23 protein-coding genes and 1 riboswitch are annotated in these 25,043 nt (G+C 51.6%); of the genes, 3 read left to right on the plus strand and 20 right to left on the minus strand.

What is annotated here, in order from left to right:
• Nucleotides 1-24 precede the first annotated feature (24 nt).
• The 7 genes from EV294_RS14190 to liaF all read right to left on the minus strand — a co-directional run bounded on the left by EV294_RS14190 (nucleotide 25) and on the right by liaF (nucleotide 7,475).
• Nucleotides 25-1,542, minus strand: a complete 1,518-nt coding sequence (locus tag EV294_RS14190; RefSeq protein ID WP_132307784.1) for a sensor histidine kinase — start codon at nucleotides 1,540-1,542, stop codon at nucleotides 25-27.
• 6 nt (nucleotides 1,543-1,548) lie between these two features.
• Entirely contained in the window at nucleotides 1,549-2,241 is a 693-nt protein-coding gene (locus EV294_RS14195) for a response regulator transcription factor (RefSeq protein ID WP_132307786.1), read from the minus strand.
• A gap of 79 nt (nucleotides 2,242-2,320) precedes the next feature.
• Nucleotides 2,321-3,952 (minus strand): S1C family serine protease, encoded by a 1,632-nt coding sequence (locus EV294_RS14200; RefSeq protein WP_132307788.1) that lies wholly within the window; start codon nucleotides 3,950-3,952, stop codon nucleotides 2,321-2,323.
• A gap of 220 nt (nucleotides 3,953-4,172) precedes the next feature.
• On the minus strand, nucleotides 4,173-4,586 hold the full coding sequence (locus tag EV294_RS14205) for a YugN-like family protein (RefSeq protein WP_132307790.1): 414 nt from the start codon (nucleotides 4,584-4,586) through the stop codon (nucleotides 4,173-4,175).
• Nucleotides 4,587-4,660: 74 nt separating this feature from the next.
• On the minus strand, nucleotides 4,661-5,326 hold the full coding sequence (locus EV294_RS14210) for a response regulator (protein ID WP_132307792.1): 666 nt from the start codon (nucleotides 5,324-5,326) through the stop codon (nucleotides 4,661-4,663).
• Complete coding sequence (locus tag EV294_RS14215) at nucleotides 5,313-6,359, minus strand: sensor histidine kinase (RefSeq protein WP_132307794.1); 1,047 nt, start codon at nucleotides 6,357-6,359, stop codon at nucleotides 5,313-5,315. Before EV294_RS14215 ends, EV294_RS14210 begins: the two co-directional genes overlap by 14 nt.
• Before the next feature lie 6 nt (nucleotides 6,360-6,365).
• A complete protein-coding gene (liaF, locus tag EV294_RS14220) occupies nucleotides 6,366-7,475 on the minus strand; it encodes a cell wall-active antibiotics response protein LiaF (RefSeq protein WP_243711664.1) in 1,110 nt (369 codons plus the stop codon).
• 315 nt (nucleotides 7,476-7,790) lie between these two features.
• On the opposite strand from liaF, the gene EV294_RS14225 reads away from it, so the two are divergent.
• The gene (locus tag EV294_RS14225) at nucleotides 7,791-9,083 is read left to right on the plus strand and encodes an ammonium transporter (RefSeq protein ID WP_132307796.1); all 1,293 of its coding nucleotides are present in this window, start codon (nucleotides 7,791-7,793) and stop codon (nucleotides 9,081-9,083) included.
• Nucleotides 9,084-9,145: 62 nt separating this feature from the next.
• Here the strand turns inward: EV294_RS14225 and EV294_RS14230 are convergent, their stop codons facing one another.
• The 11 genes from EV294_RS14230 to metA all read right to left on the minus strand — a co-directional run bounded on the left by EV294_RS14230 (nucleotide 9,146) and on the right by metA (nucleotide 19,314).
• Nucleotides 9,146-9,523, minus strand: coding sequence for a hypothetical protein (locus tag EV294_RS14230; protein WP_132307798.1), 378 nt, complete (start codon nucleotides 9,521-9,523; stop codon nucleotides 9,146-9,148).
• 211 nt (nucleotides 9,524-9,734) lie between these two features.
• The gene (locus tag EV294_RS30900) at nucleotides 9,735-9,863 is read right to left on the minus strand and encodes a hypothetical protein (RefSeq protein WP_279513579.1); all 129 of its coding nucleotides are present in this window, start codon (nucleotides 9,861-9,863) and stop codon (nucleotides 9,735-9,737) included.
• 75 nt (nucleotides 9,864-9,938) lie between these two features.
• Nucleotides 9,939-10,529, minus strand: a complete 591-nt coding sequence (locus EV294_RS14235; RefSeq protein WP_132307800.1) for a 3D domain-containing protein — start codon at nucleotides 10,527-10,529, stop codon at nucleotides 9,939-9,941.
• A gap of 60 nt (nucleotides 10,530-10,589) precedes the next feature.
• Nucleotides 10,590-12,527 (minus strand): threonine--tRNA ligase, encoded by a 1,938-nt coding sequence (thrS, locus tag EV294_RS14240; RefSeq protein ID WP_132307802.1) that lies wholly within the window; start codon nucleotides 12,525-12,527, stop codon nucleotides 10,590-10,592.
• Between the two features lie 373 nt (nucleotides 12,528-12,900).
• Nucleotides 12,901-13,848: a putative sporulation protein YtxC gene (locus EV294_RS14245; protein ID WP_132307804.1), complete on the minus strand. Its 948-nt coding sequence runs from the start codon at nucleotides 13,846-13,848 to the stop codon at nucleotides 12,901-12,903.
• A 120-nt stretch (nucleotides 13,849-13,968) separates the two neighbouring features.
• Nucleotides 13,969-14,349 carry a hypothetical protein gene (locus EV294_RS14250; RefSeq protein WP_132307806.1) on the minus strand — a complete coding sequence of 127 codons (381 nt, stop codon included), beginning with the start codon at nucleotides 14,347-14,349 and terminating at the stop codon, nucleotides 13,969-13,971.
• Between the two features lie 63 nt (nucleotides 14,350-14,412).
• Entirely contained in the window at nucleotides 14,413-14,598 is a 186-nt protein-coding gene (locus EV294_RS14255) for a hypothetical protein (RefSeq protein ID WP_132307808.1), read from the minus strand.
• Nucleotides 14,599-14,719: 121 nt separating this feature from the next.
• The gene (mqnC, locus tag EV294_RS14260) at nucleotides 14,720-15,859 is read right to left on the minus strand and encodes a cyclic dehypoxanthinyl futalosine synthase (RefSeq protein ID WP_132307809.1); all 1,140 of its coding nucleotides are present in this window, start codon (nucleotides 15,857-15,859) and stop codon (nucleotides 14,720-14,722) included.
• A 153-nt stretch (nucleotides 15,860-16,012) separates the two neighbouring features.
• On the minus strand, nucleotides 16,013-17,185 hold the full coding sequence (locus tag EV294_RS14265; RefSeq protein WP_132307810.1) for an aminotransferase class I/II-fold pyridoxal phosphate-dependent enzyme: 1,173 nt from the start codon (nucleotides 17,183-17,185) through the stop codon (nucleotides 16,013-16,015).
• Nucleotides 17,186-17,191: 6 nt separating this feature from the next.
• Entirely contained in the window at nucleotides 17,192-18,352 is a 1,161-nt protein-coding gene (locus EV294_RS14270) for an aminotransferase class I/II-fold pyridoxal phosphate-dependent enzyme (RefSeq protein WP_132307812.1), read from the minus strand.
• Nucleotides 18,353-18,396: 44 nt separating this feature from the next.
• Nucleotides 18,397-19,314, minus strand: coding sequence for a homoserine O-acetyltransferase MetA (gene metA, locus EV294_RS14275; RefSeq protein ID WP_132307814.1), 918 nt, complete (start codon nucleotides 19,312-19,314; stop codon nucleotides 18,397-18,399).
• Nucleotides 19,315-19,418: 104 nt separating this feature from the next.
• Nucleotides 19,419-19,521, minus strand: a riboswitch (SAM riboswitch).
• Between the two features lie 361 nt (nucleotides 19,522-19,882).
• Here metA and corA point away from each other — a divergent pair.
• A complete protein-coding gene (gene corA / locus EV294_RS14280; RefSeq protein WP_132307816.1) occupies nucleotides 19,883-20,818 on the plus strand; it encodes a magnesium/cobalt transporter CorA in 936 nt (311 codons plus the stop codon).
• A 753-nt stretch (nucleotides 20,819-21,571) separates the two neighbouring features.
• Here corA and cysK read toward each other — a convergent pair.
• Both cysK and EV294_RS14290 read right to left on the minus strand, forming a co-directional pair.
• On the minus strand, nucleotides 21,572-22,507 hold the full coding sequence (cysK, locus tag EV294_RS14285; RefSeq protein ID WP_132307818.1) for a cysteine synthase A: 936 nt from the start codon (nucleotides 22,505-22,507) through the stop codon (nucleotides 21,572-21,574).
• Between the two features lie 62 nt (nucleotides 22,508-22,569).
• Nucleotides 22,570-23,844, minus strand: coding sequence for an MFS transporter (locus tag EV294_RS14290; RefSeq protein WP_132308042.1), 1,275 nt, complete (start codon nucleotides 23,842-23,844; stop codon nucleotides 22,570-22,572).
• A gap of 213 nt (nucleotides 23,845-24,057) precedes the next feature.
• On the opposite strand from EV294_RS14290, the gene EV294_RS14295 reads away from it, so the two are divergent.
• Entirely contained in the window at nucleotides 24,058-24,960 is a 903-nt protein-coding gene (locus EV294_RS14295; protein ID WP_132307820.1) for a LysR family transcriptional regulator, read from the plus strand.
• Nucleotides 24,961-25,043: the final 83 nt, after the last annotated feature.

Consider the following 25,043-nt stretch of genomic DNA (forward strand, 5'->3'; position numbering starts at 1 on the left):
CACCTGCTTTCTGAATAACGAAGGTTAGTCTTCGATTCGATCGGTTCCTTCTATTATAAACGAAGCAGGCTGGGCGGAAAAGTCTATTGGCAGCCAAATGACAAACGTGGACCCTTCTTCCTCCATCGTCGTGACCTCGATCGAGCCGCGGTGCTCATCGATAATCCATTTGGCGATGGACAGGCCAAGCCCTGTGCCAACGGTCTTGCCGCGCGATTCGTCCGCCCGGTAGAACCGGTCGAAGATATGGGGAACCTCGTTCGGATTCATGCCGATTCCGGTATCTTTGATAATAATGCCAAGCTGGTTCTCCCGGCGCGTCGCCGACATCTCGATCCAGCCGCTTGGCGTGTATTTGAATGCATTCTCAATGAAGATAAACAAAAGCTGCTGCAAGTAATCGGCATTACCGTATACCTGGAAACCGTCCAGCGCGGTCAAATCCCCAATCCGCCATTCCGCATTGCGAGGCAGCAGCCCCGCTCTCCGGCCTACTTCCTCCACAATCGGAAGCATAGGCTGCGTTGTTTTCTCCATCTCGTAACCCGCATCCGCTCTTGCCAGAGCAAGAAGGTCATTAACGAGAGTGGACATCCGCCGCGCCTCCGCCGCAATATCCTGCATCGCTTCGTTTGACAGCTCATAGCGCTGGGCATCCAGTGCCAGCACAATATCTCCCGCTTCATCCGGTTCAAGCGTCTTCGACCACATCCGCTGCAGCAATTCGATATTCCCGCGAATCGTCGTCAGGGGAGTACGCAGCTCATGGGAGGCATCCGAGACAAATCTTCGCTGCGCTTTATACGATTCGTCCAGTCCGTTATACGCCATTTCGATGCGGGATAGCATAATATTCAGGGTATAGACCAAATGGCCGATCTCATCCTTTGGACCTTCAATCGGAATCCGCACGCTCAGATCGGAACCGCTATGGATTTTTTCGGTGGCGTGGACGACCCGTTCGATTGGCTGAAGAGCTTTGCGCGCCATAAAGAGACCAACAGTAAAGGCAATTATAAGGCATATCAAAGAGGACAATATAAGAATAACCCGAAGTCCGGCCAGGTAGTTCTCTTCGCTGGCTACAACAGTGCCAACTTGAAGCAGGCCAATTAACGACCCGTCCGTATTATTGGGAATTGGTTTTTGATAGATTAGAAACGCAACTTCGCCCGCATTTGTATTCAAAACCGCTTTTTTATAGCCATAATCCGGATTGGTCTTCGCTTCCGGGATCGGGAACTTAATTCCGTTTATTTGAAGCTCACCGGAGGTTTTTATGACGCCTTCCTTATAGTTGACTAATTGCACGTAAAAATCTTTCTCGTAAAACGGGGAATTTCTCTTAATGTTCAGGTCAATCTGATTTAATCCGTTTTCGTACTTCACGATGTCATAGGAATCAGCCTGATCCCGTAGCTGTGTCTTCGTATCAGCGTACGTATTCATGTTTACGAAAAAATAAATCGCCACGCATAACACGATAAGTGCTGCCGCAAGAATGCCGGAAAACCATAAAGTCAGACGAAGCCTGATCGTCATGTGAAATCAACCCTCTCCCCGCAGTACATAGCCGGTTCCGCGCACGGTCTGGATAATCCGCTTGGTCCCGCCTTCCTCCAGCTTCTGGCGGAGCATCGCGATGTACACTTCGAGTACATTGGACTCGCCGCTGAAATCATAGCCCCAGATCTTCTCCATAATGGCATCTCTCGTCAATACGCGGCGCGGATTCTGCATAAATAAGAGCAGCAAATCGTATTCCTTTGCGGTCAGCTCGATTCTTCTGCCGGAGCGGATAGCTTCGCGGGAATCCAGATCCAATGCCAGATCCTCAAACACAATTTTGTTGCTGCTGGACTCGTCAATCTTGTCCGATTTGCGGCGCAGCAAAGCACGCACTCTGGCCAGAAGCTCCTCCAGCGCAAATGGCTTGATCAAATAATCGTCCGCGCCCGCATCCAATCCCTTGACCCGGTCCGAAATATCGTCTTTCGCCGTCAGCATAAGAATCGGCACGGCGCTTCCGCCTTCCCGCACGCGGCGGCATACTTCCCAGCCGTCTACCTGCGGCATCATGACATCGAGTATAAGCATGTCCGGATCCGCTGTTAAAAGAAGCTTCAAGCCTTCCATCCCGTTGCTTGCCGTCGTTACCTCATAACCCTCAAATGCAAGGCTTCTTCTGAGCAACGAAGTGATTTTCTCGTCGTCGTCTACGACCATGATGTGTTGTCTCATTCTCTATTCTCCCCTTGTATCACTTATCTTTGTCTAGAAAAGAAGCGCAGAGACTTTCCTCTGCGCTTGCTTTACCTGCTTACTCGGCATTAAATTTGTTTTTGTCGCCAATCTCGACTTGCAGATCCATCTTCTCGCCTCTGCGGATAATGTTCAGTACGGCTTTATCGCCAACCTTGCGTTTTTTGATTTCGTCAATAAGCGCCTGCGTGCCGTCAAACGATTTGCCGTCAATACCTACGATAACGTCGAATTGCTTCAGATCGGCAATGTAGGCCGGAGAGTTGTAATAAACGTTGCTGACAATCGAGCCTTGCGCTTTATCCATGCCAAGCTGCTTCGCAATGGCATCCGTTACGTCGCCAAGCTCTGCGCCGATGAACGGAACCGGCTCTTTCGGTACTTCCTTGTTGTTTTTGAGCGTATCCAGAACTTCCTGGATAGTGCTTGTCGGAATCGCAAAGCCAATGCCTTGCGCCTGCGAGCTGACCGCGGTGTTGATACCGACAACCTCGCCATTCACATTCAGAAGAGGACCGCCGGAGTTGCCAGGGTTAATGGAAGCATCGGTTTGAAGCAAGTGTTTGTATTCGCGCGTACCGTCCGTATCCTGAATATCGATTGGGCGCTCCTTCGCGCTCAGCACGCCTACGGTTACGGTATGGTCGAATCCGTAAGGGTTGCCGATCGCAACAACCCAGTCGCCGATGTTGATCTTATCCGAGCTGCCAAGCGGCAGTGTAGGGAATGCTTTTTCGCCCGTAACCTTCAGTACGGCAAGGTCCAGATCAAAGCTGGAGCCCAGAAGTTCAGCCGTGAACGGCTTGTCGTAGCCTTGTACCGTCACTTCGATTTTATCGGAATCCGCAACAACGTGCTGGTTCGTCAGAATGTAACCGTCGGATTCAAAGAAGAAGCCTGTACCGATTCCCGCCGCCTGCAGGTTGTTGTCGTCATTCTTGTTATTGTCCTGCGGCTGATTCGCATCCGGCGCATCCTCGCCAAAGAACTGACGGAAGAACGGATCGTCCAAAATGCTGCCGCCGCCGCTGCTGCGTGTTTGCGGCTTCACATATGTCTCGATTTTCACTACCGCAGGGCTCGCTTTCTCAAACAGCGAAGCAATGTTATCCGGTCTTGCCGCCGCTACGGACGCGCCGCCGTTGCCGCTTGTCGTACCGGATGCCGTTGAGCCCGAGCCCGCGTTAGCCGTGCTGTCCTGCTTCGAGGAAAATACCGAGTTGCTCGTAAACCAGTTATTCGTATCCGAAGCGTACATCAGGCCGCCCATCAAGCCGCCTACCACCACAACGCCGGCGAGGAAAGAAACGAACATTCCTTTAATCGGGCTCTTCTTGCGAGGCTCACGGTTCTGCCAATTGCTTTTGCCGGATTGCTGGTTATAAGTAAAGGGTCTCATCGGCACCGGAGGCGTTACCTCTACCTTAGGCTGTTCCAGCTCAGGCTCGTTGTCGCCGGATGACGCCTCGTAATAATCCTGAGGATTAGACCGGGAAGGAACGCTCGCTCCGTTATCGTCTTGCGCGGATGATTTGAAAGGCCCGTATGAATAATAGTAGGACGTTTTACCCGGAGCTTCCGATCCTTCAGCCGTTGATGCCGTGTTGTCTTCTTCCCGCGAATTGTTGTCATCATCACCATTAGCACGATTCTGAAAGAAATCGTCGTATTTTTTGTTCTGATCGTCCATTTCCGTTCTCCTCCTTGATCTATTCCGTTAAAGCAGCCGAATCTTTCATTCATCGGCGCTTAATTCCTGTATTCCTATCATGCACATTCTACCTTAAAACAAACTTAAAATGAATTAAAACGAACATAAAAAAAACGTCTGCCGACGTTATTTCTATGCACTTTTCGTTTGACTCTACCAAACTCCCCATTTCTCAATAGAGAGTTTGGCGTGCGATATTCTATTGGGGGAACAATCTTTCGACCTCTTTTAGAACTTCCTTCGCCTTGCCTACCCACTTCTGGTCGACATGGGCATCCGGATCGGATGGCGCCTGGAACTGGTCGAATAATGCTCCTACTACGCGGGCGCTTGCCTCCGGATCATTGCCCTCCTGGTATTCATGCCTGAGCACATAGGGCTGCGCAAACGTAATGACGGCATTCGTATCCGCGTTTACGTCCACCACGCTGCCGTTCGTTACTTGAAACGGCAGTCGAAGCCACACCTTATTCTCTTCATCCAACGCCCGGTCGAAGGAACCGTTTGTATAGTCCCAGTTGCCCCCAAGCGAGAATTGCTGCTGCTCCAGCCAGTCTCTGGAGTCGGTAAATGCTTGCTGACGGGCTTCCAGCGATGAGGATAGTGGAATCATGACAGTTCAGCTCTCCTTTGGCATCTCTTGCTTATATAACCGCTAAAGGATAATATGCCCCGCCAATAAGCCCTTTATGTGTTTTTTACCCAGCCTTTGCGATGAGCGAGCACCGCCAGCTGCGTTCTGTCCTCCAGTTCGCACTTCATAAGCAGATTGCTGACATGGGTTTTGACGGTTTTGACGCTGATATGAAGCTCTTCGCCAATCTCTTTGTTGGAGCGTCCTTCCGCAATTAGCAGAAGCACTTCCTTCTCCCGCTCCGTCAATTCCTCGTCGCCCGACTGGGCCGTACGCTGGCGCAGGCCTCTCGTCAGCGCTTGCGATACATCCGCCGTCATCACCGGCATGCCCTTGACCGCCCCATGCAGCGCATAGATCAGTTCCTCCGCCGATACGGTCTTAAGAACATAGCTGACTGCTCCCGCTTCAATGGCCCCGTACACCTTGTCGTCCTCCAGGAAGCTTGTAAGCATGATAATCTTCAGATTCGGATGATTGGCAATCAGCTGCCTGGTCGTCTCAATGCCGTCCATGCCCGGCATCATCAAGTCCATCAGGATAACATCCGGAATGCCGGAAGGCAAACCCGCCTCCAGCATCGAAATCGCGGCCTGACCGCTGCCCGCTTCCGCTACGACCTCAAATTTGGGCTCCAGCATTAAATACGTGCGCAAGCCTGTTCTCACCATGTCATGGTCATCCACAATCATAACTTTTAACGTATTAGTCCCGGTCATCGTTTTCATTCCTCCGCCACATTTTCGGTATCGTAACCTTTACTCGCGTGCCGCTGCCCGGCTTGCTTATAATCTCCGCCAGACCGCCCAGCTGCTGGGCCCGTTCCTGCATCGTCGACAACCCGTATGAACCTCGTCTTACTTGATCCGCCCGGAAGCCCGCTCCATCGTCCTGCAGACTAAGCACAACCTGCCGCTCATTCTCCGTCAGACTTAGCGAGCAGCTCTGCGCACCGGAATGCTTAACGACATTCGCCATCGCCTCTTGAACGATCAGGAACAGCTGATGCTCCTTGGCTTCCGTAAGCGGCTCAGTCAACCGCCAGTCGAATACCCCCTGCAGACCGTTCTGCCGGCAGTAATCCGGAAACCATTTATCAAGCGCCTCCAAAAGCGTGCGCCCTTCCAGCTCCATCGGCCGCAGCTGCGCGATAAAGATCCGCATCTGCTTCTGAGCGAGCGTTGACATCTGAATAAGCTGATCCAAGACGGAAGCTGCCCGTTCCCGGTCGATTTCCTGGAGCTTCGGCAGCGAAGAAGCGCACATGTGCATGGCAAAAAGCTGCTGGCTGACCGTGTCGTGCAAATCCCGGGCCAGCCGTTTGCGTTCCTCCTGAACGGCAGCTTCATTAGACGCCGCTTGCGACATCACCTGCTCTTCCCCGGTCATCTGGAGACGCTTCATTCTCTCCTCCATCAGCTCGGCAAGATCGTTAAATTCGCGGTACAGCTCCGAAAAAGAGGAGTCGCCGGATTCCGTAATCCGGACCTGGAAATTCCCGTTTACCGCTTGCTTAAGCGCAAGCTGAAGCGTATCGATCCGCCTCTGAATATGCTGGCCCGTCCAGTACCCGAAGCCCGCGCTGACAAGCAGAAAGACGGACGCTGCGCCATAGCGCACTTCCGTCTGAACATTGTCTCCGTCTGCCAATCCTACCCACACGGCGATTCCAAGCAGCAGCGCGGTTACGGAAGAAGCCACAAACATCGTGAGCAGCTGCCATTTGCCGCCGCGGAACAATCGAACGATCATAACCGTCTATCCCACCTTCGTCACACGAACATCGCCGACGAACGTGCTAACGACGAGTTTGATTTTTTTATCCGTCTCCTCATAGTAAGGGGAATGGATATGGATGCTCTTGAACATTCCGCCTTCCTTCTGGCCCAAAATCTTCACGTCGCCCACAAAAGCGCTCGAGACGACCTGTACGCCTACCTCGTAATCGTTCGGCACATAGACTTTGACGTCGCCTATAAAGGAAGAGATGCAAATCTTCGTCTCCCCGAACGGGATTTGCGCTTTCGTTAAATCCACAATGGTATCGCCTATAAAATGCGAGATATTAAGCGGCTTCAGCTCCCAATAATCCTGGCCGATATGAATATCTCCGATAAACCCCGATCTGGATTGCGCATGCGGATCGTGATTCCAATATTCAAATGAGCCGTGCTTCGCCCGCTGGCGATGCTCGCGTATATGCTCTCTTACCTGATGCTTATGCTCCCGTATATGACGCTTTTGCTCGTGAAGCTGCCGGCGCCACTGCTGTTTCATATCATGATGTCTCATGCGATGGAGCGGTTCTTCGCGGTAGTTCCCGGCCGGCTCGCCGCGTTCGTTCCTTTCGGCAAAGGCAGACGCGTCTCCTTCGCTGCCGGATTTATTCCCTCCGTCCAAGCCGTCCGGCTTCGTAGGGTCCGGATGAAGCGGAGGCGCCGACGGCACTTCGCCTTTGTAATCGGTATAAGCATTGTACGACTTCCACTCGTCATCGTATTGCGGCGGTTCTGGGTGACGGTGCCTCGGACGACGCAAGAAGTTAATGCCTACCAGGATGATGATGACCGGCCATGCATAGGAAATGATATCGCTGAACGACCAGGCGAACCACTCCAGGTTATGACCGAGGAACAAAAAGCCGAGTATAATCATCATCCCTGCCCACCAGCCCGAGCCGTGACCCTGACGGCCCGCAAGCAGTCCGTGCAATCCGATCCAGAGCAGCACGACCGGCCAATAATTGGAGACAGTCTCGCCAATACTAATGTCGTAATCAATCATGCCCAGTTGCTTCAATAAGAAGAATACGCCAACGGAAATGATGACAAGACCCGATAACAGCCGGTTTAGAAAGCTACCGTTCAATTTAGTCAACTCCCTGCCTGTACTTCAGAATGTCTTATTGCTACTTAGTATAGCTAATGAAAGAAGCGATATAAAGGGACGGCCGATTGAACTTGGCATCGGTCTCGAGACGGAGTCCAAAACGGTTTGTAAGATCAGTTGCCAGCCCTTCGCTTCCAATCTATGAAATTCTGTAAAAAAAAGTTAGGCTGCGTTATAAAACATCACGCTAATACGTTGACATTTCTTACTTCGGCTATTTATAATGGTGAGCGGATTCATAGAGACAGAGAAACCTTACATCAATAACGACTATGAACAACGGGAGTTGAATCAATGGATGTAGCAGAACTGTCGAGAGGGCTGGATACCATATGGGTTGTCTTGACAGCAGCAATGATTTTGCTGATGGAAGGCGGATTTGCCCTGCTTGAGGCCGGCTTTGTCCGGCAGAAGAATGCGGTTAGCATTATTATGAAGGTATTTGTTGACATTGTATTTGGTGCACTTGTCTTTTACTTCTTCGGTTTTGCCATCATGTATGGCAAAGACATCGGCGGCTTGTTCGGCTCATCCGGTTTCATGCTTAACGGAGACTTGTCTCATATTAGTCTGAATATTTCCCACGAAACCTACTGGCTGTTCCAATGCGCCTTTGTAATTGCCGTTATTTCCATCGTATCCGGAGCTGTTGCGGAACGGATCCACTTCCGTGCTTATATTCTGCTCACCATTGCCATGACCGGTCTGATCTACCCGTTGTCCGGGCATTGGGTATGGGCGGTGAACGGCTGGTTAGGCAAGCTTGGCATGATCGATTTTGCCGGATCGGCGGCAATCCACGCTCTTGGCGGATTCGCGGCGCTTGCCGCAACCTTGTTTATCGGTCCGCGGATCGGCAAATTTTCGCCTGACGGCAAAGTAAACATCGTATCCCCCTCCAACCTGCCGCTCGCTTCGGTTGGCGCTTTTATTCTCTGGTTCGGTTGGTTTGGCTTTAATGCCGGCAGTACGCTTAGCGCAACGAACGCGGCAATCGGCCACATCGCCGTAACGACCATGCTGTCCGCGGCATCGGGCGGCGCCATCTGCATTCTCTTTACGATGTTCCGTTACCGCAAAGCGGATCCGCCGATGGTTATTAACGGCTCTCTCGCCGGCCTGGTCGGGATTACGGCGGGTTGCGCCTTTGTCTCCGACGGCGCGGCCATCTGGATCGGCTCTATCTGCGGGATTGCGATGGTTCTGGTGACGGAATACATGGAGCGCAAACAAATCGACGATCCGGTCGGAGCCTTCGCCGTGCATGGCATTAGCGGCAGCATCGGTACCCTGGCCGTCGGATTATGCGCGATTCCGGAGCTTACCGAAGGCGTCGGAAAAGGCTATTACGGTCTGCTATACGGCGGCGGCTGGAACCTGCTTGGCGCCCAAGCCCTTGGACTTGTCGTTATCGCGATTTGGGGGTTTGGCCTTACGTGGGCCGTATTATGGCTTATCCGCAAAGCGATGCCGGTTCGCGTCTCCAAAGACGAAGAGCTGGTGGGCCTTGATGTCGGAATCCATGGCGTCCCTGCCTACAGCCAGGAGAACGACTTTATCGACGTTGACCACATCACAAGAAAATAAGGTTATTAGAAAAATAACGGCGTTCCTCCGAAGGGGAACGCCGTTTATTTATAGGATAAGTATTATCGATATAGTTCATTAACCAAATCTCCGGAGACCGTTACGATATCTGTAGGCGACGAGACCTGAATAGATCTTGCATGCTCGATCTCTAGCCGAAGCGCGCGAACCTGCTCCATCGGTTTTTTAACGAAATGAATGTACTCAACGGCCAAATGATGATCCGGCTTCCGGCCTGACAATAACCGGCGCAACGTGGACATGGATTGGTAAGCACGTTCTTCCTTCAGACGCCGCTTCTCGTAACGTTCAACCATTTGCTCGATTTCTGCGATTTCCTGCTCCTTCTTCGCTACGTACGCATCAATAAAGGGCAGCACCTCAGCCGCTTTGCGATGATGGGTCGAAGAATGATTCGTATGGATAATTGGATCGGTCATGTCAACTCACCTGTCTTCATTGCGTGATTATTTATTACATACCTAATCATACAACAAAGATTCGTTCTTGAAAACTCAATTTATGTAACATTAGAAAATTTGACAAAAACAATATTTTCAAGTCAAGCTGCTTGATCGCCGTCCTTGCGGAGCGCATTCAAGAAAAAAAGAGGAACCAGGGACGGTCCCTCTTGTTGATTGTTTTAAGTCATTATTTTTGCGCTTTTTGAGTGGCTTGGTTAGCTGTTTTACCAGCTGTAGCATTTTGGTTATTGAACTCTTCAGCGAATTCAGCATTGAACTTATTGTTTTGAGCTTTGTTGTTTTTGTTCTTAGCCATGGTAGTCATTCACCTCCCCGTTCAACCTTAGTATGGCTGCGGGAAGGCTTATTATGCAGGTGCGAAAGCGGGGGATCATGACTCCAGATAGGTCTGCGGAATCGGTTTTCCCGCCTCTACCGCGCGGTTAATTTGGTTCAGCCAGGACTGGGAAAGCTTGCCGTTGCCTTTGCGAAGCACCTGGACATCGACCGTTCTTTTCCCCCACTGCTTATATACATCTTTTATCGTCTCAAAGTATAAGTCGAGCCTGTGGCCTTTGATGGCCGAGCCGGTATCCGCCACTACGCCGTAGCCATAGCCCGGAATATAGAGCAGCGTACCGATCGGGAACAGCTTTGTATCCGCCGCAACGGTCGACACTTGCCCCCTTCTGACTTTTACTCCGGAATAAGTGATTCCGTATTGCGGATGCCCCGGACGTTTTCCGGTCGATTCGTAACCAGCCGTATAACCGGTAGCTACGACTTGAACGGTTGACAGAGCCTGCTCTGCAATGGCTTCAACCGCTGCATTGCCGTCCTTGTTTTTCTTTGTTGCTTCATGAATTTCCTGCTTGGCCGCAGGTGCTGCAGCAAGGCTCGGAGCGGCAACTCCGCCTGTCAGCATGGCGGCTATCGCCAGGCCTGAAATTGTTTTTGTACAAGTAAAAAAGCTTGTGACCATTTGGGCAGCTTCCTCCTCAGAAGAATATTTCCCAAACGGTCCAAGCTTTATGCATGAAACTTAGATTGTTTTTGTTGCGATTTCGTTTTGCAGCATCTCAATCAGCTCGGCTACAGGCTTGGCGCCGATGTCCCCTTCGCCGCGCTTGCGTACCGATACGGAGCCCGATTGCGCTTCGTTGTCGCCTACGACAAGCATATACGGCAGCTTCTCCAGCTGCGCTTCGCGGATCTTGTAACCCAGCTTCTCGTTGCGCAGATCGCTCTCTACGCGGATACCGGCCAGCTGCAGCTTCTCTTCCACTTCGCGCGCGTAAGCTTCGTAAGCCGTGGATACCGGAATAACCTTCGCTTGAACCGGCGACAGCCAGAGCGGCAATGCGCCCGCAAAATTCTCGAGCAGGAAGGCAGTCATCCGTTCCATTGTACTGATGATACCGCGGTGGATAACGACCGGACGATGCTTCTTGCCGTCCTCGCCGGTATATTCAAGCTCGAAGCGGTCAGGCAGCAGGAAATCGAGCTGAGCCGTCGACAAAGTCTCTTCCTTGCCAAGCGCCGTCTTGATCTGAACGTCAAGCTTGGGACCGTAGAACGCCGCTTCGCCTTCCGCTTCGAAGAATGGCAGGCCAAGCTCTTCGACTACTTCGCGCAGCATACGCTGCGACATTTCCCACATCTCGTCGTTCTGGAAGTACTTCTCCGTATCCTGCGGATCACGGTACGACAAGCGGAAACGGTATTCCTTGATGCCGAAGTCCTCATAAACTTTGCGGATCAGGTTAACCACGCGCGCGAATTCTTCCTTAATCTGATCCGGACGGCAGAAAATATGCGCGTCATTCAGCGTCATCGCGCGTACGCGGTGCAGACCCGTCAAAGCGCCGGACATCTCATAGCGGTGCATGGTACCCATTTCGGCAATGCGAACCGGCAAATCGCGGTAGCTTCTCATATCGCTCTTGTAGACCATCATGTGATGCGGGCAGTTCATCGGACGAAGAACAAGCTCTTCGTTATCAAGCGCCATGAGCGGGAACATATCCTCGCTGTAATGCTCCCAGTGTCCGGAGATTTTGTAAAGCTCGACGTTAGCGAGAACCGGCGTATAAACATGCTCGTAGCCAAGACGCTCCTCGAGGTCAACGATATAGCGCTCCAGCGTACGGCGAACCTTTGCGCCGTTCGGCAGCCACAGCGGCAAGCCTTGACCCACCTCGCGGGAGAACGTGAACATTTTCAGCTCTTTGCCAAGCTTCCGGTGGTCGCGCTTCTTCGCTTCCTCCAGGAAGTGCAGATGCTCGTCCAGCTCGGCTTTCTTCGCGAAAGCCGTTCCGTAAATGCGCTGCAGCATCTTGTTCTTCGAGTCGCCGCGCCAGTAAGCGCCGGCTACGCTAAGAAGCTTAAATGCTTTGATACGGCCTGTGGAGGGCAGATGCGGTCCGCGGCAAAGGTCAAAGAATTCGCCTTGGTGATACATCGTAATAACCGAATCCACAGGCAGATCGCGGATCAGCTCAAGCTTCAGGTTATCGTCAAGCTCGGTGAAAATCGCAAGCGCCTCTTCTCGGCTGACAACGCGGCGGCGAATGTCAAGATTCTCGTTAACGATGCGCTGCATTTCCTTTTCGATCTTGGTCAGATCTTCCGGAGTCAGAGACTGGTCCATATCGATATCGTAATAGAAGCCATCCTCGATTACCGGACCGATGCCAAGCTTCACGTTTGCGTTGCCATACAGGCGTTTGATGGCTTGTGCCATCAGATGAGCCGTACTGTGACGGTACACTTCAAGGCCGTCGGCCGATTCAACGGTAACGATCTCGATCGCCGCATCGGACTCGATTGGCGAATATACGTCAACGACCTTGCCGTTGATTTTACCTGCGATTGCATTCTTGCGAAGACCCGGGCTGATCGAGCCGGCTACTTCTTCGATTGTTGTTCCAGCCGCGTACTCTCGTACCGCGCCGTCTGGAAAAGTAACTTGGATAGACATGGATTTCCCTCCTGAGAAAGTTGGCATAGCAGGCGGGATGAACGCAAAAAAAGCACGCATCCCGCAAAGGGACGAGTGCTTGATTACCCGTGGTTCCACCCTACTTCGATTGCTCTCTTTCCTCTGAATCAGAGAAATGAGGCAGTCCTTGTATTGATCTGATAACGGAGACATCCGGTGCAGCTTAGTAGTGGTTATTCGTTATGATCCACGTTCAACGGCACAGCTACAAAGGGGTATATTTGCTGATGTCTTGAAGGAAATTGCAGCCGAGTTTCCTCTCTCTGGACCGACATTGCGTAGCAAATACATGGCTTTGTCATGGCTTTTTGCATAGTTATGAGCAAATTATAACCGCTTTGTCCCCCATTGGTCAATAGATGCGGCTATCCGGCTGAATGGTTCCATTTCCTTCAAAGCATGGGCTGCAAGCCGGACATTGGGTGCAGACCGATACGCGGTTGTCGAAAATCGTCTCGATCGTCCGGATCACCTGCATATCCTCCTGCCTCGTATGGATCATAATATGCTTGGGAGAGACGGCAATTAACGAGCTGATGACCATATCTTCAATATTCATCTCGGTCTCCAGCATCTCGGCCACTAACTTGTCCGAGTGGGGCTTCGGTTCAAAAGGCTGAAATTTTTCATTGTAGAGGACAAATTCATGGCTTCCTTTATGCACCAGATGGACAATGGGCACTTTGGATTCCTGCAAGCCCACAAAATATTTCAGCAGCGAAATAAACTCCTGGTACTGTTTATCCAGCACGTATTCATCCAAAGCGTAATCTACAATTTCCGCCAGCTCCGTACGGTAAGCAAGCAACCGAAACGAGGTTAATCCGTCCAAATGCAAAACAGAGTTTTCTTGCAGGTAGCGGTCAATCTCATCGGCTACCTTCGTTTTGCGTCTCTGCCGGTCCGCATCCAAAAATCTCGTCCCGAGACCGTCCCATTCCGTTCCGTGCAGCAGCTCGTGGCAATATTTTTCGATGACAGGCGCATCGATGGCATGGTTGTTCCTGTATTTTCTCCGAATGATGGCTGCCAGTATGAGCGGTTCCATATCGGTTACGATGAATTCGGCAAGCGCTTTGGATGCCGCTTGATACACCGATTGGCTATGGTCAGCCAGTTGAAAATACGGCAGGATCGCTTGGCAGCTTATTTCCTTATCGGAAAGCAGCGTGTACTGTATAGCTTCTTCTTCGATGTTTGCGATATGTAGATCAGTGGTCGTGTATTCCGCCATTAACGCCGCTAATTGGGCAGCGGATTGCTCCATGTTCGAAGGCAGCGTTACGGTAAACAGCTCCATGAGCTCACCCCTTTCATTCCCCTTATAAGTATATGGCTGGGGGGTTGGGTATATACGAATGGAGTGGTGGGAGATGATGGGCAGTGGCGGCGGTGAGTGCTGGTTTGTTTTTTGAGCTGGCTAGGTTGGGATGTTGCTGATGGCGGCGATGTCGCTGCGCGAAAGTAACGTCCTTTCGATCGCTGTTGTTCCCGGATTTCTTCGATTCAAGCCGCGCTGCGGTTGAAATCCGGGAACAAAGGCGTTAATCTTTGCTCCGTTAATTCGATACAAGTGACTGGACATAGTGTTTCGAGTTTGCGTTGGATCCAGTCCAGCGTAGTTCTCGATTTTGCGGGCAAATTTAGAGAGGTAATCCAACGCAGCGCAGGCGATGGCGCTACTCCATTGGTTGAGGGGATAACCTTTTTTATGGGTCAGAGGCTTGGGGCTGACGTCGTGGCAAAGCTTGATCCGGGGATCATCCAGAATAGAAAGATGTTTGACAGCGATCATATTCAAGCCATGAGGAGGGCCCTCAAGGTAAACCCGCAGCGATAATTTCAATCGGTTTACCGGTCATATCTACATTGGTGTTGCAATCGCGCAGGGCAATGATGTGATCTCCCTCGGCGCCTTGAAGAACGATATGCTCAAGACCCTCCATAGCAGAATCAGGTCCAGGCTGCCGATCCCCTGCTCCTTCACGCATGTATCAATGGAAACGGTATGGAAAACGTCGGCATTGCCGCTGCCCTCCTGCTCCGTCACCGCATCCTTCTCCCCTTGTCTTGTTCATGGAAAAGAATAGGTGACACCAACCTCATTTCTCGCCGGAAATAAAAATAAGCATCCAAGCCCCAAGAACCGGGACCGGATGCTTATTCCTTAATTAGTTCTGCATAACAAAGTCTTTCGAAGCGTGCTCGTTGTCGTCGTACATCTTAAGCGTGTTGTATTTCGTGTCGCGTTGCGCCGGGATTTTACCGGACTCGCGGATCAGTTGAAGAATAAGTTCAATGTTGACTTTATGCGTGGTGCCCGCGGCGGATACGACGTTTTCTTCGATCATCGTGCTGCCGAAGTCGTTGCAGCCGTACGAAAGCGACTGCTTGCCGATTTCCGGCCCCATCGTCACCCACGAGGATTGGAAATTGTCGATATTGTCGAGCATGATGCGGCTTACCGCAACCATCTTCAGATATTCCTCCGGCTTCGATTTCTCCACTTTCCTCATGTTGGTGTTGTCAGGCTGGAACGGCCAGCAGATAAACGCAAGGAAGCCCTTCGAATCGTAACCGTTAGCGATGCATTCATCCTGCGCGTCGCGAATGCGGAGCAGGTGAAGCGCACGCTCCTCCGCCGTCTCGCCAAAGCCGTATACCATCGTTGCCGTGGTGTTCATGCCATGACGGTGAGCGGATTTCATCACGTCCATCCAATCCGTCCAGGAGCCCTTCAGACGGCTGATTTTGCGGCGGGTACGGTCATCGAGAATCTCGGCGCCGCCGCCCGGAAGCGAATCAAGGCCTGCTTCATGCAGCTGGCGGATCACTTCGTCAAGCGACAGCCCATCCGAAACTTCCTTCATCTTCTGAATCTCGGCAGGCGAGAAGGAATGCATCGTGATGTCGGGGAAATGCCGCTTGATCTCGCGGAGCAGGTCCGTGTAATAGGAGAACGGCAGATTCGGGTTTGTACCGCCCTGCATCAGAATCTCCGTACCGCCTACATCGATGGTTTCCTGAATTTTGTTAAGTATCGTTTCGTTCGAGAGGACATAGCCCTCATTCGATCCCGGCGCGCGGTAGAATGCGCAGAACCGGCAATAGACATCGCAAATATTTGTATAGTTGACGTTCCGGCCCACGACAAAGGTCGTAATCGGTTCAGGATGGCGTCTCAGCATCAGCTGGTTCGCAACCTCGCCCATTTTTTCAATTTCATCGGATTCAAGCAGCGTTACGCATTCGTCAAACGTAATCCGTTCGCCCTGCAGCGCTTTATCCAAAATCTGGTCCAACGTAGACATCGCAAGACCTCCTTATCTTTCCGTTCTTAATAGCTATCAACTAATCCTATCATATCTCGTTCTTGTCCGTCATCTTTCGTATGTTACGGAAATACGAAAAAATACGGCTTGTCGCAAACGACAGCCGCATTTTTCGCTTATTTTGAACAAAAATTATCCGCGCAGGGCAGCGTCCAGATCCGCAATCAGATCCTCTATATCTTCAAGCCCTACCGAGTAACGGACAAGACCGTCCGTAATTCCCCGCTCGTAGCGAACCTCCCTAGGCATTGCCGCATGCGACATCTTGGCCGGGTAGGATAAAATGCTTTCCACCGCGCCAAGGCTGACCGCAACCAGCGGCAGCTGAACGCGGCTCAGAAGCGAAGCCGCGCGTTCTCCGCTGCCTACGTCGAAGGAAACGACGGCGCCGTAACCCTTCGACTGCTTCTCGTGAATCTCCCGGCCCGGATGATCCTCAAGACCAGGGTAGTAGACTCTGGCAACCTCCGGATGATCATTCAGCCATTCGGCCAGTCTGCGGGCGCTGCGTTCGCTATGCTCCATGCGGGCTTGCAGTGTCTTCATGCCGCGCATCAGCAGCCAGCTCTCGTGAGCGCTCAGAACCGCACCGAGTCCGTTCTGAAGCTGATAAAGCCGGCGTCCAAGAGCTTCATCGTTAGTTACAGCAAGTCCAGCGAGCACGTCGCTGTGGCCGCTCAGAAACTTCGTAGCGCTGTGAAGCACAATATCAACGCCAAGCTCGAACGGACGCTGATGGTAAGGCGTCATGAACGTATTGTCGAGCATCGTCAGGAGGCCGTTTTCTTTCGCCCAGCCCGTCACTCGGGCGATGTCCGTGATCTTGAGCGTCGGGTTGGACGGCGTCTCCATAAATACCGCTTTGGTGTTTGGTTTTATCGCGTCTTTTACTTGGTCGAAATCCGTCATGTCCACAAACGTGGTTTCAATATTGAAACGGGTCAGCACGGCCGTAAGCAAACGGTATGTACCGCCGTATACGTCTTCCGTTACGATCACATGATCGCCTGCGGACAGCAGCATAAACGCCGTCGAGATCGCCGCCATGCCGGAGGCGAAAGCGAAGCCGCGGGTTCCGCCTTCCAGCAAAGCGATATAGTTTTCAAGCGCCTCGCGGGTCGGGTTGCCCGAACGGCTGTAATCATGATGCGGAGGATTTTGAATGTCCGCCTGATGGAAGGTTGACGCCTGGAAAATCGGAGCGCTGGATGCGCCGGTCTGCTCGTCGATTTCAGCGCCGAAATGCAGCAGCTTTGTTGCAAAGCGGCGTCCGGCGATTTTTTCGGGATTATGTCTTTCGCTCATGGCGCCTTAAGCCCCCTCGATTTCGCGCTTTGCCTCAGCCAACGCCTGCTTTAGATCGGCAATCAAATCATCGGCATGCTCGATTCCAACCGAGAAACGAAGGAGACGGTCGTCAACGCCGATCTTCTGGCGGATTTCCAACGGAATATCGGCATGAGTCTGAACAGCCGGATAAGTCATAAGCGACTCGACGCCGCCAAGGCTTTCCGCAAACGCGATCAGCTTGATATGACGGAGAATCGGCTCTACATAACGGGCATCCTTCAGACGGAAGGAGAAAATGCCGGTGTTGCCCGAGGATTGCTTGTTCTGCACATCATGACCCGGGTGATGGGGCAGCGCCGGATAATAGACATCCTCGATCGCCTCATGCTCCAGCAGATAATTCGCGATAGCCGTTGCGTTAAGCTGATGGCGTTCCATGCGAAGCGCGAGCGTCTTCATGCCGCGCATCAGCAGCCAGGAGTCCTGCGGACCAAGAACGGCGCCAAGCGAGTTATGCAGGAAAGCCATCTGCTCGGAGAGCTCTTTGCCCTTCGTTACGATCAGACCCGCTAGAACGTCATTGTGACCGCCCAAATATTTGGTTGCGCTATGAACGACGATATCCGCGCCAAGCTCTATAGGACGCTGGAAGAACGGAGTAAGCAGCGTATTATCTACAATAGTAAGAAGACCTTTGGACTTTGCCCATGCGGATACACGCTCCAAGTCTGTAATCATCATCAGCGGATTCGTTGGCGTCTCGATCAGAACCGCCTTCGTGTTCGGCTGAAGCAGCTCGGACATGCCGTCAAGATCGTTCGTATCGACATACGAAGCCGTAACGCCGTATCTGGACATGATTTTCTCAAGCAGACGGTATGTGCCGCCATATAAATCAAGCGAAACGATCAAATGGTCGCCTTGGCTGAACAAAGCGAAGATCGTTGTCAGAGCGGCCATACCGGAGCTACAGGCAAACCCCGCGTCGCCGGATTCGAGCTGAGCCGCCGCTTCTTCCAGAACGGTACGCGTCGGACTTTTGGTGCGGGCGTAATCAAAGCCCGTGCTTTGGCCAAGCTTGGGATGGCGGAACGCCGTTGCTTGATAAATCGGGAAGCTTACCGCACCCGTAACAGGCTCCTTCTCGGAACCGATATGCGCAAGATGACTTTCAATTTTCATAAGTTCGTCCGTCTCCTTCGTCTTCGTCATTTCTAATTTATTAATTAGATGCCTGCGCCCAAATCATAAGGCGTTTGTTGGTATACATAATAGTTCAACCAGTTCGAGAACAGCAAGTTCGCGTGGGAGCGCCATGTCGAATAAGGGAGTTTTTCCGGATTATCTCCCGGGAAATAGTTCTTCGGCAGATCAATTTCCAGCCCCTTTGCTTTGTCGCGGTCATATTCGTATTTCAGCGAAAGCGGATCGTACTCCGAATGCCCGCTGACGAAAATTTGCCTGCCGTCTTTGGAAGCCACGATATATACGCCGGATTCTTCGGACTCCGACAAAATTTCCAGATCCCCGATTTTCTCGATATCCTCGCGGCGGACCTCGGTATGACGGGATTGCGGCACAAAGAACATTTCGTCAAAGCCGCGGAGCAGGTTGACGTTCTGCTTCTCGGTTGTATGCGGGAATACGCCGAAAATCTTCTTGTCCAGTTCGTATTTCGGTACGCCGTAATGATGGTACAATCCCGCCTGCGAGGCCCAACAGATATGAAAGGTCGACGTCACCTGGCGTCTGCTCCAATCCATAATGTCCTTCAGCTCTTCCCAGTAATTCACGTCCTCGAAGTTCAGATGCTCAACCGGAGCGCCCGTAATAACAAGACCGTCATAATACTGGTCCTTGATGTCATCGAAGGTTTTGTAGAACGATTCCAAATGCTCGTGCGACGTATTTTTCGATGTATGGGTCTTCGGATGCAGCAATACAATCTCCACTTGCAGCGGCGTATTGCCAATGAGTCGAAGAAGCTGCGTTTCCGTCGTTTCCTTGGTAGGCATTAAATTCAATATGGCGATCCGTAATGGACGGATGTCTTGATGGAAAGCGGTGCTTTCATCCATAACGAAAATGTTCTCGTTGTTCAAAATCTCTTTGGCTGGCAGGGAATCAGGTACTTTAATCGGCATTGCGATTCACTCCTTTACTTGATTATCGGCCTTCTCAACGCAAAAAAGACCCTTTCTGCCGTGAGAAAAGGTCGTGCGCTCATCAAAAAAAAGAGCTCTCGCCTCCCTCATCTCTCAGAAACTAAAGTTTCCGCAAGAATTAGCACCGTGCTTACGCCGGTTGCCGGGCTTCATCGGGCTAGTCCCTCCGCCTGCTCTTGATAAGAAAGTGGTTCTATTCGGTTGTAGAAATCCAATTCTATTCTTAACTTTAATGGATTCTGCCATTCGCGTCAAGGACGTTATTGACATATGCTGTAGAAGGCTTTCCAAAAGGTCAGTCGGCCTATTTTTCCGCTTGAATGTAAAGTGTATAGGGGAGTATACTAGACAAGGATTAAAAGCCGATTTTTCATGAAGAATAAAAGGTAAAGGAGTGCAAACAGAATGGAAGGCGATCGACCGAAGCCTGACAACAACCGAATACGGCAGCTGCCGGATCTATCGTTGCTCAAGCGGGCGTTTGCGTTTTAAGTCCGTTCTTTTGCTCGTTCATCCGGCAGCTCGTCACAAGAGAGGAGAAGCTCGGATGAAAATTCGTCATGTAAACAACGGGTTATTTACCCTGATCGAAGACATTAATGAGACGCTGGTTCCGGCAGCGGAAGGCTTCTATTGGATTGATGCCGACGTGGAAGACCTTGCGATCCTGCAGCCGCTGTTCGGCATGCATGATCTGGCGGTCGAGGACTGCCTGAGCGAGGAAGAGCAGCGTCCGAAAATCGAAATTTATGAAAACCAATATTTTATTGTCATTAACAGCATCCGGTTCGATGACGAGGAAATCTTCCTCCGCGCGCTGAATATTTTTCTAGGCCGTCATTATATTATTACGATTACGAAGCAAAAGCTCAACGAGCTGCGCACGCTGAAACCCGTTCTGTGGGAGCAGGAAGTTAATCGGCCGGACTATTTCCTATATCATCTCGTCGACATCGTGGTCGACAATTACTTCCTCGTAGGCGACCGGATCGACAACCGGATCGAAATGCTGGAAGAAGATATATTAATGAATACGAAAAAAACGCATCTGAACGAAATCATCGGTCTGCGCGGCGAAATTTTGTGGCTGAAGAAAGTGCTTGGCCCGCAAAAGGACCTTATCGCCACGCTGAACAAGCGGGATTTGAAGCTAATCGATGACCAGCTGCAAAAGTACTTCAGCGACATTTACGAGAATGCCGTCAAAATCGCCGAGTCCTTCGATACGTACCGAGAGCTCATGGGCAACTTGCGAGAAGCTTATCAGTCGACGATCTCGGCACGGGCGAACGAGATCATGCGCGTGTTCACCGCGATGACGACGATCTTCATGCCGCTGACCTTTATTACCGGGATTTACGGGATGAACTTCGACTTTATTCCCGGGATGCATGTGCGCGGCGGATCAATTATTCTGCTTGGCATCATGCTCGCCTTGGGGGCTGGAATGCTGATTGTGTTTAGAAAGAAAAAATGGTTATGAGTGTGGAGCCGCCCGGGTGTTGGGGCGGCTTTTTGCTGTTCGCTTTGTGGCCGGGTCGGTCGGGTCGGTGTACTTCGGGGACGTGAAGGATCTCCTTCCAGCCGCTGTTGTCTACACTTTGCCTGAACTTAATGTTCCAAGGTTGCAAAGTGTAGACAAAGGCGGGCGCTCCGCTCCTGCAGGAGATTCCTTCACTTACCCCTGCGCCCCTCCCCGACCGCCCCGCGCTCCCAGCACCGCTGCCCACAACCCCCGTCGGCTTTGGGGAGAGGTCCGAAAGGGGCTCAGGCGCTGCGCACGAGCCCGATTTCACATCGTGATAAGACCCTGACAGTGTCTTATTCCATCGCCTACTGACCGTCCGCCAGTTTCACCTTGCTCGCGTAGACGATAAGACCCCGGCAGGGTCTTATCACGGTCACTTCAACCCCCTAATAGCACAATAAGACCCTCGTGGGGTCTTATCTCATCGCCAACTGACCGTTTCCGCCAGTTTCACCCACCCTGCTCGCCATAGTCGATAAGACCCTGGCAGGGTCTTATCGCAGCCACTTCAACCCCCTATAGCACAATAAGACCCTCGTGGGGTCTTATCTCATCGCCAACTGACCGTTCCTGCCAATTTCAGTCTGCTCTTATAGACAATAAGACCACGGCAGGGTCTTATCACGGCGACTTCAGTCCCCTTATAACACAATAAGACCCTCATGGGGTCTTATTGCGTTATGCGAATAGCTCGCACTCCTCACCATATTAAGCTTCGTCGTACAAATTCGCCGACAAATAACGTTCGCCCGTGTCAGGAAGAAGGACAACAATCGTTTTGTTTTTGTTCTCCGGACGTTTGGCCAATTGAGAAGCCGCGAATGCCGCGGCGCCGGAAGAGATGCCGACCAGCAAGCCTTCGCTACGCGCCAGCATGCGGGAAGTGCGGTACGCGTCTTCGTTTTTGACCGTAATAATCTCATCCACGACGGACGCGTTATAGTTATCCGGCACAAAGCCCGCGCCAATGCCTTGAATCAGATGGGGACCTCTTTCGCCGCCAGACAATACCGCGGAGCTAAACGGCTCAACGGCAACAATTTTTACGTTTGAATTAAGCTGCTTCAAGCGTTCGCCTACGCCGGAGACCGTACCGCCCGTACCAACGCCGGCCACAAAGATATCCACCCGGCCGTCGGTATCGCGCCAGATTTCCTCCGCTGTCGTTGTCTTATGGATGTCCGGGTTCGCGGGATTGCTGAATTGCATCGGTATGTAGGAGCCTGGAATTTGAGCAGCCAGCTCATCCGCTTTGCGGATTGCTCCCGACATGCCCTCGGATGCCGGCGTAAGCACAAGCTCCGCGCCAAGCGCCTCCAGCAGCTTGCGGCGTTCGATACTGAACGATTCAGGCAAAATTATAATGAGCCGGTAGCCCAAAGCCGCCGCCGCAAAAGCGAGCGCAATGCCGGTATTGCCGCTTGTTGGTTCAATAATCACCGAGCCGGGAACAAGCTTTCCTTTTTCCTCAGCATCCTTAATCATCGCAAAACCAATCCGGTCCTTCACGCTGCCAGCCGGATTGAAGTATTCCAGCTTCGCGATAACTTTCGCAAGCGAATCCTGACTCTTATTGTAATGAGTAAGCTCGAGCAATGGTGTGTTGCCGATCAGCTCTGTCAAATTACTGTAAATGCGTGGCATTCATCATCGCACCTTTCTTTATTGGATCATTACCCATTATAGCATTTGCTGCCGAAGCCTGCTTATGCCATCTCTTCCTCTGCCGCTTCGCGCGAGCCTTTTTCCAGATTAACCTTCCACAATAAAACGATTCCGATTATAAAGAAGGCAATCAGAGACAAAATCGCGACCCGGCTCGAACCGGTAAGGGTCCCCACCACGGAGAAGACAAACGGACCCGCAAAGGAGGAGAACTTGCTCGACAGCGCCAGGAAGCCAAAAAACTCGCCCGTCCGCGAAGGCGGCACCAGATTGGCATAGATCGAACGGGCTACCGCCTGGCTACCGCCCTGCACAAGGCCCACCATGATGGCAAGCGCATAGAAATGAATGGCGCTGGTCATAAAGAAGCCTAGCCCGACGATAAGAACATAAATAAGCAAGGAATAATACAACATGCGCTTCGAACCAAAACGACCGGCCAGCCTGCCGAACAGGATCGTACATGGCCACCCGACAAACTGCGTGATCAGCAGCGCAATAATCAGATCGCTTGTTTCAATGCCGATACCCGCACCATATATCGTTGCCATGACAATAACCGTGTTGATTCCATCGTTGAAAAACCAGAAAGAAGCCATATACTTCAGCAGCTCGGGATATCGCTTGATAACCGAGAAGGTCTTTCCAATCCGGACAAAGCCTGCCCGGATGATTTCGCCCCTGCCGAGATGGCCGGTTGGCTTCCTGCTTTCCTTCACCAAGCGAAGAATCGGAATGGAGAACAGCAGCCACCAAACCCCCACCGTAATAAAGACCATCTGGGTGGCAAAGGTTTTGCTTGGGAAGCCCAGCGTCTCCCAGCCTTCAATCATAATAACGTTGATAAGCAGCAGCAGGCCGCCTCCGGCATAACCGTAAGCATAACCTTGCGAGCTGACTCGGCCTCTTAACTCCTGCGGCACACCGTCCGCCAGCATCGCGTCATAAAAGGTATTCCCTCCGGAGAAGCCTATAGAGCCCAACACCATCAGGCATGAAGCCAACAGCCAATCGCCTTCACCGGCAAATGCCATAAATACGCAGGACAATACGCCAAGCAGCATAAATACGGACAGAAACCTCAGCTTGGAGCCCGTATAATCGGCAATAGCCCCAAGAATCGGCGATAACACGGCCACCAGCAGCATCGCAATGCTTTGGGTATAACCCCAATAGGTCTCGGCCCGGTTGCCCGCCAGATGAACGGCTGCAACATCGGAATAATAAACCGGCAGCACCGCTGCCATCATCGTGGTGGCAAAGGCGGAGTTTGCCCAATCGTACATTTTCCAGCCACGCAATGCTCTTTGGTCCAGAACAAACGCCCCCGTTTCATTGGCCATACTTCAGCAATAGTTCGACAGTCCCCCATTTATTCCTTTTCAATTGAAATGGCCATACAAAAAATTAACATTAACCTCATGCTTCGAAAACATTAGATTAAGAATTTTTGAAGCTTGCCCGCTTTTTTGCTGTAATCATCCATTTGCTTTATAATAAATAGTGATCATGTTCGAGGGGGAATTGAATTGAATATTAGCCAGCTTGAAACGCTCCTCACCATATCGAAGACGATGAGCTTCCGCAAAGCCGGCGAGCTGCTGAATTTGACACAGCCGGCCGTCTCTGCTCAAATAAAAACGCTGGAGGACGAATTCAAGACAGTTCTCATCGATCGCAATCAGCCCGTCACCTTGACCGACCACGGAAAAGTTTTTTTGGAGCATGCGGAGAGAATACTTGCGGTTGTTGAAGAATTAAAGCAGAAGCTGTCCGATTTGAATGCGATACCCCAGGGCCATATCGTACTCGGAACCACCTCATCCATGGCCATTCAGATCTTGCCCCGGGTGTTATCTTACTTCCAGGACCAGTATCCGTTGATCAAAACGACGATACACACAATGCCATCCTCGCAAGTTCTGGCCAGCGTGGAGAACGGTTCAGTCGATATCGGCATTACCTACATCTCGGAAAAAAATCCGAATATGGACACATCCATTCTTTATTACGATTCCTTTGTCCTCGTTGCATCTCCCGCTCATCCTTTAAGCCAAGTAGCGCATACTACGATAGATATGATCAAGGATTACCCCTTTATCATGCTTGCGCCCGACACCTTGGGCCGCCGCTTCCTGGATCAAATCTTCAAGAAAAATAATATCCAGCCGAATATTATTATGGAGCTGTCGAGCAGCGAAGAAGTAAAGCGAATGGTTGAGATTAATCTTGGCATTGCGGTCGTTTCCAAGCTGTCCATTGCCAATGAATTAAAGCTTGGTTCGCTCAAAATCATCAAAGCGACGGAGCTTGAGCCCTATCACCCGGTGGCTGTCGTCTATAAATCCGGCAGATATTTAAATACGGCCATGCAGCAATTTTTAAGCGACTTAAAAGGCATGCCCGAGCAATCCTTTCTTGGCAGCGAGTAGACAGAATCCTTACATATGGCCAACAGCTCTGGCCATTGGGCAGCCATTCTTTAAGCCCCATGCTTACGATGCAAGAATGCCTG

Origin of the sequence: Paenibacillus sp. BK033 (assembly GCF_004345425.1) — a bacterium.
Lineage (GTDB): Bacteria > Bacillota > Bacilli > Paenibacillales > Paenibacillaceae > Pristimantibacillus.